Here is a 13,976-nt window from a genome sequence, read left to right on the forward strand (position 1 = left end):
TCCTTGTGGCACCGTGCGGCCCGACTTAGCATGCCCGCAACGCCGACCACACCAGAGGTGAACTCGCGCATGTCCCCCCGGTCCCCCCGTCGTTTCGGCGCGGTCCTGCTCGGATCGACCGTCGCCCTCGGCCTGCTCGGAGCGGTACCGGCCCAGGCCGAACCCGTGGAAGATCCGACCGCCACCGTGTCCGGACCGCTCCCCGTCACCGCCGACTCCTACCCCTTCATGTCCGCCGTCGGGCCCGAGGTCCCCCCGATCGAGGAGGGCGAGCCCGTAGAAGCCGACCTCGCCGCGTACGACTACATCGAGGAGGAGTTCCTTCTCGAAGGCACCGCCGAACACCCCACCGCCGGATCCACCCCCTACCTCACCCGGATGGTCGTCCGGCGCCCGGCCAGCGCCGACGACTTCAGCGGCGCCGCCTTCCTGGAATGGAACAACGTCAGCTTCGGCCAGGACATCGAGATCGACTGGTTCCTGTCCCACGACTACTTCATGGGCGAGGGGCACGTCTGGGTGGGGCTGTCCGCCCAGCGGGTCGGGGTCGACGCCCTCCGGGCCTGGGACCCCGACCGCTACGGGGACCTGACCGTCGGCGGCCCGGAGCTGGCCGACGCCCCGGCGTTCGACATCTACTCCCAGACCGCGAGGGCCCTGCGCTCACCGCAGGGTGCCGATCCGTTGCCCGGCTTCGACGTCGGCACGATCATCGCCACCGGGCACTCCCAGTCGGCCCGCTACCTGTCCGAGTACCACAACCGGTTCCACCCCGGCCACCAGGCGGTCGACGCCTTCATGATCCACGGCGCCCCCACCGCGCTGGACGAGGGCACCACGCCGGTCATGCGGCTCATGGCGGAGACCGATGTCAGGACCAGGTCCCAGGGCCAGGAGCCCGACACCGAGCACTTCCGCCGCTGGGAGGTCGCCGGGACCGCGCACGTGGGCCACTTCGAGTACCGCGCCTTCGCCCCGCTCATCGCCCGGGAGAACCCGGGGACCGAACCGCAGCAGTGCGACCTGCCCCCGTACAGCCGGGTCCCGTTCCACCACGTGCTGAACTCCGCCTACGACCGCCTCGTCGACTGGGTCCGGGACGGTACTGCACCGCCGGCGGCACCGCGCCTGGAGTGGGACGGCCCCGTGACGGCCAGCCGTGACGAGCACGGCAACCAGCTCGGCGGGATCAGGCTGGCCGAGCACGAGGTCGCCACCGCGCTCAACCACGGCGACAACACCGGTGACCCGTTCTGTTTCCTGTCGGGCGCCCACATCCCCTTCGACGAGGAGACCCTGCAGGAGCTGTACCCGCGCAGGGGAGGGTACGCCGCCCAGGTGCTCCAGACCGTGAACCAGGCCCGGCACGCGGGCTACATCCGCCCGGAGGACGCGCAGGCCTCCCGTACCACCATGCTGGAGACCCGTTATCCCTGGTGGTAGCCGGGCGTGCGGGGAGGGTGCCGTCAGCCTTCGGGCGACGGCACCCTCCCCACCGGCACGGCTACCGCTGCCAGGGCTCCGGAAGCGGCCACCCGGAACGCAGCGCGGCATCGAGCGCACGCCAGTCCGCGGCCGCGCGACGCAGAGCCATGAAGGACTGCGCGGCCCCGCCCACCTCACGCAGGGTCTCGGAAACGGAGTCGTAGAGCTCGGTCACCGGCCCGTGGCGTTCCGGCCTACCCTTCACCGACCAGCGGCGCGGGAGCGGGTCGCCGTTGCGCATCAGCTCGTCGAGCACGTTGAACGCGCCGTCCGCGCGCCGGAGGGTGGCCACGCTCTGCCCGAGGAACCCCGGCGTCGCCAGCAGGCGGGACAACTCCGTCACCATGATGTCCGCTGGGAGGCCGAGCGAGTCGATGGTGTCAGGTGACCCCTGCGCCTCGTGGTTCGCGTTCATCACGCCGCCTCCCCGTGCTCGGCGATCGTGTGAAGCACGGCCACACCCAACCGGCTCCGGTCCACCCGGCGAAGGGCTTCCTTGCGTTCCCAGTCTCGGTAGTAACCCGGAACGAGCTCGTCCGGGTCTTCCAGAGCGTGCGGATCCGCCACGGGGACGTGGTCAGCGGGCCGTCGCGGGGCGGGAACGAACGGAGCCGGTTCCGGCCGGGACCCGACCTCGAAGACGAAGGGGACGTTCTCCGCGTAGCGACGCACCCGACGCGCACGGTTACGGCGCAGCTCCGCGAACAGTTCGCGGAAGTATCCGTAGGGACTCGTGTGCCACCCCCTGGTGGGGCGGAGCATCCGTGCGGGCATGGCAAAGAGGGCAGTAACGTAGCCCATGGCAAGCACTCCTGTTGCTTGTCCGGGCCCGGGGTGTTGGTAGCACCGCCGGGCCGCCTCTTGTGTAGTTGAGACTCCACTGTACGCGCTCTATACCGCTTCATGAAGCAGTATAGAGCTACCGAAATGTTTGTGCAGCTCACAGGCGTCTTACGGTGCTCCCATGAGTGATGTTCCAGACTTCGCACCGTCCCCGGACGCCTACGTCTACGCCGAACTCGCCGACCACGTGGCGGCGCGCATCACATCTGGGGACCTGCCCTCCGGGGCGAAGCTTCCCGGTGAAAGAGAGCTCGCCGATACCTACGGCGTCGCCGTGGGCACCGCCCGTCGCGCGACGAAGGAGCTCCGTGACCGGGAGCTGGTCAAGACCCTCCCGGGCAAGGGCACCTTCGTGGTCTGACCGCGCGGGCGTAGGCGGTGCTCTCATCAGACCAGGCCGATCAGTCTGCTCACAGCAGGTAGGCGAGCCCGGGCTCTACTGGGCTCGCAGGTCGACCCTGATCCCACCGGTCTCGCACCGGCCGCCCCAACCGATCAGGGCATTCGCGCCGACGGGTTCGATCGGGCCGCAGTAGCCGTCGAGCGCCTGACCCCTCGATCGATGGGTCAGGCCGGTGTCCACGTCCCACACACTGAACTCACCGGCACTGGCCGAGACCACTCCCAGTCCCTCCACGAACCCCATCTCCCCCGACAGCGCGGGATGGGAGACCGTGTGTACCGGCGGGCGGAAGGTGTCGGCCTCGTGCACCGTCTCCGCCTGACCCCGCCCGTCGAGCTCGTACAGGCGCCCGCCGCGGCTCTCCCTGACCGCCAGGACTGCTTTGTCTCCCGGCAGCGAGACCAGCCCGACGTACGCCCCGGTCGGGTCCTCGACCTCTTCGAACTCGGACACGGACACGCCCTCGTCTCCCACTCGGAAACGTCCCGTGAGCATACGATCGGCCGTGGCCCCGACCAGGACGACCTCGTCGTCGACGGCCACCAGATCGAGCACGCGGAACAACTCCCCGGCACCGGTCAGGGGAACGGTGTCCCAGGTGTCGTCCTTGAGCGAGTACACGAGGAGGTCGTCCTGGTAGCCGCTTCCGCCGAAGACGACGTGGCCGCCCGTCACGATCGCCGACGCCGACTCCCTTGCCTCCGGAGCGTCGGCGACCGGCTCCCAGGAGTCGGTTCCGGGGTCGTAGACAGCACCGTCCCTGGCCATGCGTCCGTCCTTCTCTCCGGAATGCGTACCGGTGGCACCTCCCCAGACGAGCACCCGCTGGTCCCCGAGGAGCACGGCGGTGTGCCGGGCACGCGCTTCCAGGTCCGAATCCGCGACCGTGCGCCAGGAGTCGGTGTCCGGGGAGTAGGCGGCGCCGTCGTCGTGGAGGCGCTGCTGTCCCTCGCTGCTCCCACCCCAGACGAACAGTTCCGCACCGGTCCACAGGAGGCTGTGGTCGATGCGGGTACCGAAGGGGGCAGCGGACAGCTCACCGACGGAGACGGACACATCCCACTCCTCGGTTTCCATGGCCGAACAACCCGTAGCCGTCAGAGCGAACCCGGCCAGACAGGTCGCGATGGGTCCTGGACGGCCGGTGAGGCGCATACGTTCGCTCCGGTGCTCTGGGGGATCAGGGGGTAGGGCGGCGGGAGAGGCGAGGGTCCTGAGTGCGCGGTGTCAACACGTCGAGGCGGTGCCGGTGCCGGGGAGGGCGACGTGTACGCGGTGGGGGCCGTTGTAGTGGTGCCCCTCCCCCACCGGCAGGAAGCCCAGCCGCGCGGCCAGGTTCAGACTCGGGGTGTTGTCCACGTGTACCAGAGCCCAGACCGAGGCCAGGCGCAGCTCGTCCAGTCCGTGGCGCAGCAGTGCCCGAGCCGCCTCGGTCGCCAGCCCGGCACCACCGTACGGGGCACCGAGGTACCAGCCGATCTCCGGCAGCCCTGCGGGGAGCTCCTGGGACGGCCGCAGGTGGGCGAGACCGATCACCTGTTCACCCCGAATGATCGCCCAGTGGCCGAGCTCGGGCGGGCCCTCGTAGGCGAGGCGGTTGTCGACCATCGTCCGGGCCAGGCCGCCTTGGGAGAGGTCCGTGCCCAGGTAGGTGCTCATCACCGGGTCGGTGAACAGCCCCACCACGGCGTCGGCGTGCACGGGTTCCAGGGGCTCCAGTCGCAGCCGCGCGGTCTCGAAGGTCGCCTGTTTCACGGTCATAACGCAACTCCCGGTACTTGAATCAGACGAACAGGAGACCGAAGTTCTTGAGTGCGCACACTCACCGACGACGCGCACGGGAGCCATGGGGCTCATACCGTGACCAGGTGGACGTCATCGGCACCGATCGCGTCCACGTACGCGGCGATGTCACCGGGGTCACTGGTGAACACCACGGCGCTTCGGTGCTTCACGGCCGTCCAGGTGACGAGGGCGTCCACCGCGTCCGGACGCTTCTTCGCGGGGAGGGCCGCCACCGCCAGGACCGCACCGATACGCCGCCAGTCGGTGATATCCGGAGCGGTCGCACACGCGATGCACTCCGGCTGTCCCGCACTCGTGGACCGCAGGGCAGCCGGAGACGACCGGGCTTGGGGAACCGTGCATTCCTTCAGGACCGCGCTCATGGCGTGCACGGTCGCCGGGTCCGGACGCCATACCTGAGCCAGGACAGGGCCGGGGACCACGGGACGGTGCGGGAACCGTGCGAGCCCTCGGTGCATCTGAACGGCCTTGGCCTTGCGCGCCGCCAGGGCGATGAGCATCCCCGTGTCGTAGACGGGCACACGGGCACTCACGCCATCTCGCCCCGGCTTCGGGTCTGGCTTGCCCCGACACCGTAGACCAGCCTCATCGCCTCATCGACCTCACGGCGCTCCTCCGCGCTCAGAGTGTCATCGTCGGCTTCGTCGACAGAGCCGTAGTTCTCGGCTCGCCCTTCGGCCTCAGCGATCAGCGCATCGACGCCCGCGAACTCCGCCTCCGCCTCCTCAGCCTCGGCCATCTGGCGGATCGCCGCATTGACCAGGTAGGACGACACGTCCATCCCCGCACGGTCCGCATGGGACCGAACGCGTTCCGCTGCATCCGGATCGAGGCTGATGCTGATTCGAACCTTCGCCATAACACGAGCGTAATACGAGTAATACGCCATGACCAGTGAGCACCATCGGAGCAGGAACCACCTGCCCGCAGTGCCTCAGTGCTTGAAGTGGACGAAGGAGTCTGCGGAAGTACTTGCCCGAGTTCACTTCCGGGCCTCCCGCATCCGCAGAAAACGGCTCGCCCTCCCGGGCCGCGTGCGCGAGTATCGCGGCATGGACACGTGTGCACAGTGCGGAGCGGTGAGCGACACCCCTTGTGAGGAGTTGTTCCAGCGGCTACTGGCGCTGGACCACTCCCGTCAGGAACCGTGGGGCCCGCTGCACGGCGTCGCCGTCGCCTGTTACCGCCTCCAGCACCCGGCCTCCCTGGCTGAGGGCACACACGCCTTTCCGCTGGAACTGCTGCGGACCCACGTCGCGGACGGTGCCGGGGCCTCCCGCAAGCTCACCGAGCGCGCCCGCCGCACCAACTCCCACCGGGTCCGCCGACGAGAGAACACCACACCCGCTGCCCGGGCAGACGTCCCCAGCGGGTTCGCGTTCACCGTCGCCGAAGTCGCCGTGGACGGCAGCTTCCCGGCCGGAGGCCACCCCGAACGCGTCCGTTCCTGGGCGCGGGCCACTCTGGCGGCCTGGTCCGCCTGACCTTCCGGATCAGTGCTTGAAGTGGACGAACAGTCTCCCGAAGTTCTTGGAGTCCTTCTCGACGCGGTGGTAGCGGGCCTTGACGTCCTTGCGGTCGAGGAAGCGCAGCACCCGCTTCTTCAGCTGGCCGGAACCCTTGCCCGGGATGATCTCGATGGTCTTGGCCTTCTTGCGCTCGGCCTCGTCCATGATGTCGTTCAGGGCCTGGTCGATGTTCCGGCCCTTGTTGAAGATGTCGTGTAGGTCGAGCTTGAGACGCACTCTTCGTCCTCCTCCGGTTTCCCGGATGCTATACAACCTCCCGAGCGCGATCCCGCGCACGCACCTTGGTCCTCGCCCCGCTCATCCGCGATGATCTTGCTACCAGAAGCAAGTTCGGCGCCGATTTCGCTTCTGGTAGCAAGATCATCTGCAGGAGGGGGGCCGAACCCGCCCCGGTCGGACGGGGTGCGCAGGGCCCAGGCCAGGCCCAGGGCGGTGAGCAGGGCGAGGGCTCCGGCGACACCGAGGGTGAGGCTGTCGGGGGCGACCACGGGCTGGCCGCGCAGGGCCTGCCAGACGGTGAGTACGGTGAGGCCCGTGTAGGAGAGCCCGGCGACCGCGACCAGGCGGCGGCGGGTGGCGTCGTCGTTCAGTCGCGGGTACCGGGCGGCCAGGGCGACCAGGACCAGGGCGAGCAGGATCATGGCCTGGAGCCCGTGGATGCCGATGAAGTGCCCCACGCGCAGGTCCCCGCCGACGGTGCTCCAGCCGACGAGGGGCAGGCCCGGTCCGCCGTCGGCCAGGCCCACGGTGTGCGCTCCGATGACGTCCGGGCTTCCGTCGGCGAACTCCTCGACCTGGGCCGGGGTCGGGGCGGTCATCAGCGGGCCGACCGCCATGCCCAGGAGCGCGATCGCCATCCCGATACGGATCGCCCAGGTCGTGGAGCGTTCGCGGATGCGCTGGAAGAGCAGGATCACACCGAGGACGAAGGTCGCGACCCACAGAACGGTGATCATGCTGCCCATGACCGCGTAGACGGCGGCGTCGAGCGGGGTGGCGTTGTTGAAGTGGCTCATCTCCCCCCGCAGTACCTGGGTGATGATCAGGACCATCTCGGCCGCGGACATCGCGGCGATCACGGTGCCCAGCCACCAGCCGGTGCGCCGCATGCGGCTCAGAAGGGACAGCAGCCAGGCGATGGTGGCGTTGTAGATGATGATCGACACCGAGAACTTGGCCGGTTTGAGCCAGGCCGCCTCGCCGTTGATCAGGCGGTCGTCGAGGGTCAGGCCGACCACACTGGCGGCAAGGAACAGGACGCACAGGTACACGGTCAGCATGAGCGGACGGTGCCAGGAGTAGGAGGTAGCGAGCGTTAACACGGGAAACTCCTCAAACGGATAGTTCCACTATCCGTTATAGATAGCTTTACTATCCATAATGTGGAGCGCGGGCGCAAGAGGCCCCGCGCCCGAAGGGACGGCATGCGCATCTCGGAACTGAGCCAGCGCTCGGGGGTACCCGTACCGAGCATCAAGTTCTACCTGCGGGAAGGCCTTCTGCACCGGGGCGAGCTCACCAGTCCCAACCAGGCCCGGTACGACGAGAGCCACCTGAACCGGCTCCGCCTCGTCAGCGCCCTCACCGAGGTCGGCGGGCTCTCCGTGGCCGGGGCCCGGGACGTACTCCAGGCGATCGACAGCGACGAACCCAACCTCGACGACCTCATGGGCGTCACCCTCAAGGCCGTCCAACCCTTCACCGGCGCCCCCGAACCCACCGAGGCCGAGCTCGCCGAAGCCGACGCCCTGACCGAGCGGCACAACTGGTACGTCCACCCGGACTCTCCGCTGCGCGCGGAACTGGCGCGGGTGCTCTCCGCCCTGCACAGCACGGGTCTGGCCCCGGACTGGGAGTGGATCGACGACTACGCGCGCGCCGCCGACGCCGTCGCCCACCGCGACCACGACTACGTCGGGAACTTCACCGAACTGGACGAGATCCTCAAGACCGTCGTGGTCGGCACCGTGCTGGGCGAACGCTTGCTGGCCACCCTGCGCCGCGTGGCCCAGGCCAGCGAAGCCCACCGGCGCTACGGCATATGAGAACCGGAGCACCGACCCGAAGACTCAAAGCCGCAGTTCGAAGCACATCCGGTCCACACCGGGGCCGTCATGGTCCGGGTGCGGGCCGGTCACGGTGAACCCCAGGGACCGGTGGAAGGCGATCGACTGCTCGTTGCCCGGCGAGGTGACCGCCCGGACCACCGAACGTCCGCTCCGCCTGGCGGCCTCGGTGAACCAGCGGTACATCTCCCGGCCCAGCCCCGCGCCGCGGAAGTCCGGGGACACCGCCGTGAAGTGCACGTAGGCCTCGTCGGGTCGGGCCGGAGAGGGGAAGCCCACCAGGAACCCGGCCAGCTCGCCGTCGGCCTCGGCTGTGAGGCTGGTGGTGTGGAAGTGGTCGAGGAAGAGCCGGGGCAGGATGTGCGAGACCGGCTTGCCCCACCACTGGTCGCACACCCGCAGGATCCGTGCGTGGTCCTGCGGCACCGCGGCCCTGATCCTCATGTCGGTCATCCACCGTCCCCCGTCGCCCGTTCCCCGTGCACGGTACCCACCTTTCGATACCCCGCCGGGGCCCCGCCCCGCCAAGGTCCCCACCTCGGGTCAGCCGCCGAACCTCTCCTCGAAGGGTCGGCGCACCGCCTCGTCCCGATCCAGGACGGCGAACACCACCCGCTCGAACACCCCCGCGAACTCCCCGTCCAGCAGGTGCTTGCCGAATGCCGCGGCCACCGCCGCCGGGCGGTTGCCGAAGACCCCGCAGCCCCAGGCCCCCAGCACCAGCCGCTTCGCACCGTGGTGGGCCGCCACGGCCAACACCGCGCGGGCCCGCCGGTCCAGGGCCTCCGGAACCAGAAGGCGGAGCTCGGGCTGGTTGCGTTCGATCATCCGCAGGTTGGGCGCGGCCGCGGTGAGGAAGTCCACCGCCACCGCCTCGGGCAGCCACCCGGCGCGGTCGTCCCGGTACACCGGAACGCTCGGCGACCAGATCACCCGGTCGGTGTACAGCAGGCTCCGGTTGGCCACGTGGTGGTCGTAGAACTCCGGGCAGCGGATCAGGGAGTCGTAGAGCGCGCTGGCTCTGGCCAGGCTCTCCTCCTGCGCCTTCGCTCCGTTGACCACACCGCCGCCGGGTTTGCGGGCGGAGGCGAAGTTCAGCGCCGCCACCCGGCCCGGTTCCTGCGCGACCACCCGCCGCGCCGCCGCCAGGGTGCTCTCACCGGTCACCTCGAACCGGGTGTCACGCCCGCCCGGAGGCGCGCTCAGCTCAGCGATCTCGTCCGGGAGGTGCAGCCGGGTACCCTCCCGCATCGACGCCAGCGACTCGGACAGGTCGACCTTCCGACCGTCCACGCGGTAGCTCTCGTGCTCGTAGGCCTCACGGGTCTGGTTCCAGACCTCACGCAACCGCTGGGACACAGGGGGCTCCTCTCTCGGGGCGGATTCCGGCAGAAACGCCCCAGACGCACGAAGCTACCGCCCCGCGCCATCCGCCCCCAAGAGGATTTCGTACCTGTGCGGAACCCACTGGAACCCCACACCTGGAACCCCACCCCGCGAAACCCCCGCGGAGCCCCGGCCTCCCGCCGTGGAAAACCCCTGGAACCCAACGGCCCCGGGCAGGATCATCAGGGCCATGAACAACAAGGAGATCGTTCGCGCTTCCAAGTTCCTCTCCCTGGTCCTGCGCCACGATCCGGCCAGGGCCGGGATCACCCTCGACCCCCAGGGCTGGGTCGAGGTCGAGGAGCTGCTCTCCGGCTGTCGCCGCGCCGGACGCCCCCTCACCCCCGAGGGGCTGCGGGAGATCATCGACACCAACGACAAGAAGCGCTTCGCCCTGAGCCCGGACGGGCTGCGCGTGCGCGCGCAGCAGGGGCACTCGGTCCGGGTGGACCTGTCCCTGGAGCCGACCGCACCACCCGACCGGCTCTTCCACGGCACCGTGGGCCGCTTCCTGCCCCCGATCCGCCGCGAGGGGCTGCGCCCGATGAACCGCCACCACGTGCACCTGTCTCCGGAGGAGGAGACCGCCCGCAAGGTGGGCGCGCGCCGGGGGTCGCCGGTGGTGCTGACCGTGGACTCCGCGCGCATGCACGCCGACGGCCACGAATTCCGGGTCACCGGGAACGGGGTGTGGCTGGCCGAGTCCGTGCCGCCCGAGTACCTGATCGGCTGAACCCGCCCCGCGGACCGGATCACGGGTCGCCCCGCGAACCGGCTCGACGGACCGGCACCGACTACCCCGGTTTGACCGCTGAGAAGATCGCCGTCCCCGGGATCATCCGGCCGCGCACCGGCCCCCAGCCGCCCCACACCTGCTTGTTCCCCTCGGGCCACTCCGGCTCGACCAGGTCCTGGAGCAGCAACCCCGCAGCCACGATCCCCCGCAGCCAGTCGCCCACCGTGTGGTGGTGTTCGACGTAGACCGCCCGGCCCGCGTCGTCCTCCTCCACGTAGGCCCGACGGTCGAAGTACGACTGCTTGACGGTCATCCCGCGCTTGCTGGGGTCGTCCGGGAAGCACCACCGGATCGGGTGGGTCACCGAGAACACGAACCGCCCGCCGGGCCTGAGTACGCGCCCCGCCTCGGCCAGCGCGGTCTCGGCCGCGGGCACGAACGGGAACGCCCCGAAGGCGGAGAAGACCACGTCGAAGGAGCCGGTGGCGAACGGCATCCGCTGGGCGTCGGCCTGGACGGCGGGCAGCCGGTGCCCGGACTGTTCGTCGATCCGCCGCGAGTGCTGGAGCTGCCGCAAGGCCAGGTCGAACCCGACCACCTCGCGCACGCCCTCGGCTCGCAGCCAGCGGCCGCACTGGCCCGCCCCGCAGCCGACCTCCAGGATCCGCTTCCCGCTCACGTCGCCGAGCAGCCGCGCGTCGGCCTCGTCCACCCCCTCGGGCGACCAGATGAAACCGACATCGCGCAGGAAGTCTCCGTGCTCGGCCTGGTAGGCGTCGGCGGCACCGTCCCACCACAGGCGACCGGCCCGGGCGCTCTCCGGGCCCGCCACCGCGCGCCGTTCCACCCGACCGGGCGCCGGATAGTCCATCTCGTCGTACACGCTGCTCCTAAGCCGAGCCGGGGGAGGGCGGGTTCGACGGCCACGCCCTAGTGGGTCTGCTGGACCCGCTCCGCGGATCCGTTCCCAGTCTCCCCGTTGTCGGGGCCGTCTCCGTCCCCCGCCTCACCGCCGTCGCCGTGGCCGCTGTCAGTGCCCTCCCCGCCGGACTCGCGGGCCTCGCGCAGCTCACGGCGGACGAGGACGACCCAGCCGACGACCACCACGATGGTGAACACCCACCACTGGAAGGCGTACGAGGCGCTCATCCCGATGTTCTCCTCGCGCAGGGCGACCCGCTCGGGGGCCTGCTCGGGCACGGGGTCCTGGTCGGTGAGCTCCACGTACCCGCCGTAGATCGGGTAGGGCAGTTCCGCGGCCAGCAGGTCCACGTCGACGAACATGATCTGACCCTCGGGCATGCCGTCGCGGTTGCGCAGCCCGGTGTTCTCCTCGGTCTCGCCGAAGTGCAGGCGTCCGGTCACCTCGACCTCGCCCTCGGGGACCGGCGGTGCGTCGGGGGTGTCCTGGGCGTTCTCACCGCGCTCGATCCACCCGCGGTTGACCAGGACCGCGGTGCCGTCCTCGGTGACCAGCGGGGTGAGGACGTGGAAACCCACCCCGTGCCCCTGGGAGCTGTCCCGATTGCGCAACAGCACCTCGTTGTCCTGGTCCCAGGTACCGGTGGCCTCGACCGTGCGCCAGCGGTCGGCCGGGGCGACGTCCGAGCCCACGGAGGCGAGTTGGTCGACGGCCACGGGTTCGGCGGCGACGTTGTCGCGCTGGAGGTTGACCGAGGCACTGCGCTGTTCGGCCCGGTCCAGCTGCCAGAACCCCAACCAGATGAAGGCGGGCACAAGAATCACGACCAACGCGTGGAAGGCCATCATGCGTGAGGAGAACAGGACTTTGAGCACGTCTCCGAGGTTATGAGACGTTCCCGGCCGCCCCGCACCGCCCCCGCTTCGGCGCGCTCCTGCGCGGCTCCGTCCTTACTTCTCCGCCCTAGTCCCTCCTCCTCTGCCCGTCCTCCGGACACGCGGACGGGGCCGCCGGTCTCCCCGGCGGCCCCGTGTCACGAACCTCTCACTCGCCCTGCCCGGGCGTTCTCACACCCTGCCCGGGCATCACAGCGTCCTAGTCCTCGGCGGTGGCGGCAGCGGCCTTGCGCTTGCGGGCGAAGTACAGCCCGGCGCCACCGGCGCCGACGGCGGCCACCGCGGCGGCGATCAGACCGCCCAGAGCGCCACCGGTGACGGCGAGCTCCTCACCGGCCTGCTCCTTGGGGGCGGGCTTGTCGTCCTCTTCCTTCTCCTTGGGCTCCTCGGGCTTCTTCGGCTCCTCGGGGTCCTTGGGGTCCTCGGGGTCCTTCGGCTCCTCGGGGTCCTTGGGGTCCTTCGGGTCCTCGGGGTCCTTCGGGTCCTTGGGGTCCTCGGGGTCGCCGCCGTCGGAGATCTTCTGGACGCAGGAGGCCTCGGCGATGCCGAGCACGGAGACCGCGTTGCCGCAGATCTGCACAGCCGCGTCCACCGGGACCACGACCTGGTTGCCGCTGGCCACGCCTCCGGAGCCGTCGGTGCTGGTGTCACCCTGGTTCCCCTGGTTGTCCGGGGAGGCCTGGATGATGTTGATGATCGTGGTGCACTGGGCGCTGGAGGCGCCCAGGACGGCCACGGAGTTGCCGCAGATGTCGATGGCGGCGTCGACGGGGACGACGATCTGGTTGCCGCTGGCCACGCCTCCGGAGCCGTCGCTCATGGTGCTGGGGGCGTCCTCGGACTCCTTCTCCAGAACCTCGACCACCTCCACGCACTCGGCCTGGGAGATCCCGGCCACGGCGACGGAGTTGCCGCAGGCGTCGATGGCGGCGTCGACGGGAAGGATGATCTGGTTGCCGCTGGCCACACCGCCCGAGCCGTCGGTGGTGGCGCCGCCGCCCTGGCCGCTGCTCTCGTAGAGCACCTCGCTGACCTGGGTGCACTTGGCGCTGGAGATACCGAGGACGGCAAGTGCGTTACCGCACAGGTTGGCTTCGACGTCGACGGGGACGACGATCTGGTTGCCGCTGCCCACGCCTCCGGAGCCGTCGGTCTCGGGGTTGGCGAACGCGGCGCTGAACGGCGCGAGCACCAGCCCCGCGGTCAGTGCGGTGGCGAAGGAGTAACGGAACGTGTTTCGCATAGTGCGGCTTGGACCTTTCACGAGGAACTGCCAGGGGATGCGCCGCATGGGCGCGACTGCGTGTGACCGAAGCCGGCGCCGTCGGTGCGGTCGCCTCGGTGCACACGGTGAGCGGGCCCGTCCACGCGAGCTCTTCCACGAAGAGCGCCGGGACGGCGGGGTGGCCCGCACAGACAAACAAGGGTGACGGCTCGGCTCTTTCGGAGTTCTTTCCGGACCGAACTGCCAACGGACCGAAACGTTAGCAGCCCTGGAAGCCACGCAGGCCTTTTCCGGAAATGTTTACTCAGATCATGAACACGTTCTGCTTATACATAATTACCGAGCGAAGTAATAGCTGATCATAGACTTACTTGCAAACACAAAGAGTTCCAAGTCAGCAACCCCCCGTGTCAATGGGAAGCAAAAAGCACACACCGAGACCGACCAGGAAAGACAACTAACGAACTTCGTAGATTAGTTCCACACAACCACCTCGGCGCCTAATACCCTGCGCCCATAATTAAACCGAACGCACTTTATGCCCGAATAGTTCCACTGTCGGACCGCCGCCCCTACCAGCCAGCCCGAGACGACGTGCCGTAACCGGTGAAATCAACAAAACAGCTGGTCAGGAGCGCATACTCTGATGCCTGTCGGGTCAACCCGAGGTCAGGGCCCC

The 13,976-nt window shown here is 69.4% G+C and carries 18 protein-coding genes; 5 read left to right on the forward strand and 13 right to left on the reverse strand.

The features are described from left to right. Positions 1-69: 69 nt before the first annotated feature. A complete protein-coding gene (locus tag NE857_RS33500; protein ID WP_254419215.1) occupies positions 70-1,443 on the forward strand; it encodes an alpha/beta hydrolase domain-containing protein in 1,374 nt (457 codons plus the stop codon). Positions 1,444-1,504: 61 nt separating this feature from the next. On the opposite strand, the gene NE857_RS33505 is transcribed toward NE857_RS33500, so the two are convergent. Together NE857_RS33505 and NE857_RS33510 are read right to left on the reverse strand one after the other, a co-directional pair. Continuing rightward, entirely contained in the window at positions 1,505-1,900 is a 396-nt protein-coding gene (locus tag NE857_RS33505) for a hypothetical protein (RefSeq protein ID WP_254419216.1), read from the reverse strand. Further along, positions 1,900-2,286 (reverse strand): hypothetical protein, encoded by a 387-nt coding sequence (locus NE857_RS33510; RefSeq protein WP_254419217.1) that lies wholly within the window; start codon positions 2,284-2,286, stop codon positions 1,900-1,902. Before NE857_RS33510 ends, NE857_RS33505 begins: the two co-directional genes overlap by 1 nt. Positions 2,287-2,449: 163 nt before the next feature. Here NE857_RS33510 and NE857_RS33515 point away from each other — a divergent pair, with 163 nt between their 5' ends. Next, positions 2,450-2,689: a winged helix-turn-helix domain-containing protein gene (locus NE857_RS33515; RefSeq protein WP_254419218.1), complete on the forward strand. Its 240-nt coding sequence runs from the start codon at positions 2,450-2,452 to the stop codon at positions 2,687-2,689. Positions 2,690-2,764: 75 nt separating this feature from the next. Here NE857_RS33515 and NE857_RS33520 read toward each other — a convergent pair whose 3' ends face one another. The 4 genes from NE857_RS33520 to NE857_RS33535 all read right to left on the reverse strand — a co-directional run bounded on the left by NE857_RS33520 (position 2,765) and on the right by NE857_RS33535 (position 5,396). Then, entirely contained in the window at positions 2,765-3,886 is a 1,122-nt protein-coding gene (locus tag NE857_RS33520; protein ID WP_425572014.1) for a Kelch repeat-containing protein, read from the reverse strand. A 72-nt stretch (positions 3,887-3,958) separates the two neighbouring features. After that, a complete protein-coding gene (locus NE857_RS33525; RefSeq protein WP_254419220.1) occupies positions 3,959-4,492 on the reverse strand; it encodes a GNAT family N-acetyltransferase in 534 nt (177 codons plus the stop codon). A gap of 92 nt (positions 4,493-4,584) precedes the next feature. Beyond that, positions 4,585-5,070, reverse strand: a complete 486-nt coding sequence (locus tag NE857_RS33530) for a hypothetical protein (protein ID WP_254419221.1) — start codon at positions 5,068-5,070, stop codon at positions 4,585-4,587. Further along, complete coding sequence (locus tag NE857_RS33535; RefSeq protein ID WP_254419222.1) at positions 5,067-5,396, reverse strand: hypothetical protein; 330 nt, start codon at positions 5,394-5,396, stop codon at positions 5,067-5,069. Before NE857_RS33535 ends, NE857_RS33530 begins: the two co-directional genes overlap by 4 nt. Before the next feature lie 193 nt (positions 5,397-5,589). On the opposite strand from NE857_RS33535, the gene NE857_RS33540 reads away from it, so the two are divergent. Beyond that, positions 5,590-6,021, forward strand: a complete 432-nt coding sequence (locus tag NE857_RS33540) for a DUF5946 family protein (protein WP_301184285.1) — start codon at positions 5,590-5,592, stop codon at positions 6,019-6,021. A gap of 9 nt (positions 6,022-6,030) precedes the next feature. On the opposite strand, the gene NE857_RS33545 is transcribed toward NE857_RS33540, so the two are convergent. Together NE857_RS33545 and NE857_RS33550 are read right to left on the reverse strand one after the other, a co-directional pair. Then, positions 6,031-6,282, reverse strand: a complete 252-nt coding sequence (locus NE857_RS33545; protein ID WP_254419224.1) for a Smr/MutS family protein — start codon at positions 6,280-6,282, stop codon at positions 6,031-6,033. Then, positions 6,219-7,388 (reverse strand): hypothetical protein, encoded by a 1,170-nt coding sequence (locus tag NE857_RS33550; RefSeq protein ID WP_254419225.1) that lies wholly within the window; start codon positions 7,386-7,388, stop codon positions 6,219-6,221. Before NE857_RS33550 ends, NE857_RS33545 begins: the two co-directional genes overlap by 64 nt. 102 nt (positions 7,389-7,490) lie before the next feature. Between NE857_RS33550 and NE857_RS33555 the strand changes: the two genes are divergently transcribed. Then, entirely contained in the window at positions 7,491-8,111 is a 621-nt protein-coding gene (locus NE857_RS33555; protein ID WP_254419226.1) for a MerR family transcriptional regulator, read from the forward strand. 24 nt (positions 8,112-8,135) lie between these two features. On the opposite strand, the gene NE857_RS33560 is transcribed toward NE857_RS33555, so the two are convergent. Further along, entirely contained in the window at positions 8,136-8,585 is a 450-nt protein-coding gene (locus NE857_RS33560) for a GNAT family N-acetyltransferase (protein WP_254419227.1), read from the reverse strand. Between the two features lie 90 nt (positions 8,586-8,675). Further along, positions 8,676-9,491, reverse strand: a complete 816-nt coding sequence (locus tag NE857_RS33565; RefSeq protein WP_254419228.1) for a TIGR02452 family protein — start codon at positions 9,489-9,491, stop codon at positions 8,676-8,678. Between the two features lie 217 nt (positions 9,492-9,708). Here NE857_RS33565 and NE857_RS33570 point away from each other — a divergent pair, with 217 nt between their 5' ends. Next, on the forward strand, positions 9,709-10,251 hold the full coding sequence (locus tag NE857_RS33570) for an RNA 2'-phosphotransferase (RefSeq protein WP_254419229.1): 543 nt from the start codon (positions 9,709-9,711) through the stop codon (positions 10,249-10,251). Positions 10,252-10,312: 61 nt separating this feature from the next. On the opposite strand, the gene NE857_RS33575 is transcribed toward NE857_RS33570, so the two are convergent. The 3 genes from NE857_RS33575 to NE857_RS33585 all read right to left on the reverse strand — a co-directional run bounded on the left by NE857_RS33575 (position 10,313) and on the right by NE857_RS33585 (position 13,315). Then, a complete protein-coding gene (locus NE857_RS33575) occupies positions 10,313-11,137 on the reverse strand; it encodes a class I SAM-dependent methyltransferase (protein ID WP_017584006.1) in 825 nt (274 codons plus the stop codon). Between the two features lie 47 nt (positions 11,138-11,184). Next, complete coding sequence (locus NE857_RS33580; RefSeq protein WP_254419230.1) at positions 11,185-12,051, reverse strand: SURF1 family cytochrome oxidase biogenesis protein; 867 nt, start codon at positions 12,049-12,051, stop codon at positions 11,185-11,187. Between the two features lie 220 nt (positions 12,052-12,271). Further along, complete coding sequence (locus NE857_RS33585) at positions 12,272-13,315, reverse strand: chaplin family protein (protein WP_254419231.1); 1,044 nt, start codon at positions 13,313-13,315, stop codon at positions 12,272-12,274. Positions 13,316-13,976 lie beyond the last annotated feature (661 nt).

Source organism: Nocardiopsis exhalans, assembly GCF_024134545.1.
Taxonomy (GTDB): Bacteria; Actinomycetota; Actinomycetes; order Streptosporangiales; family Streptosporangiaceae; genus Nocardiopsis; species Nocardiopsis exhalans.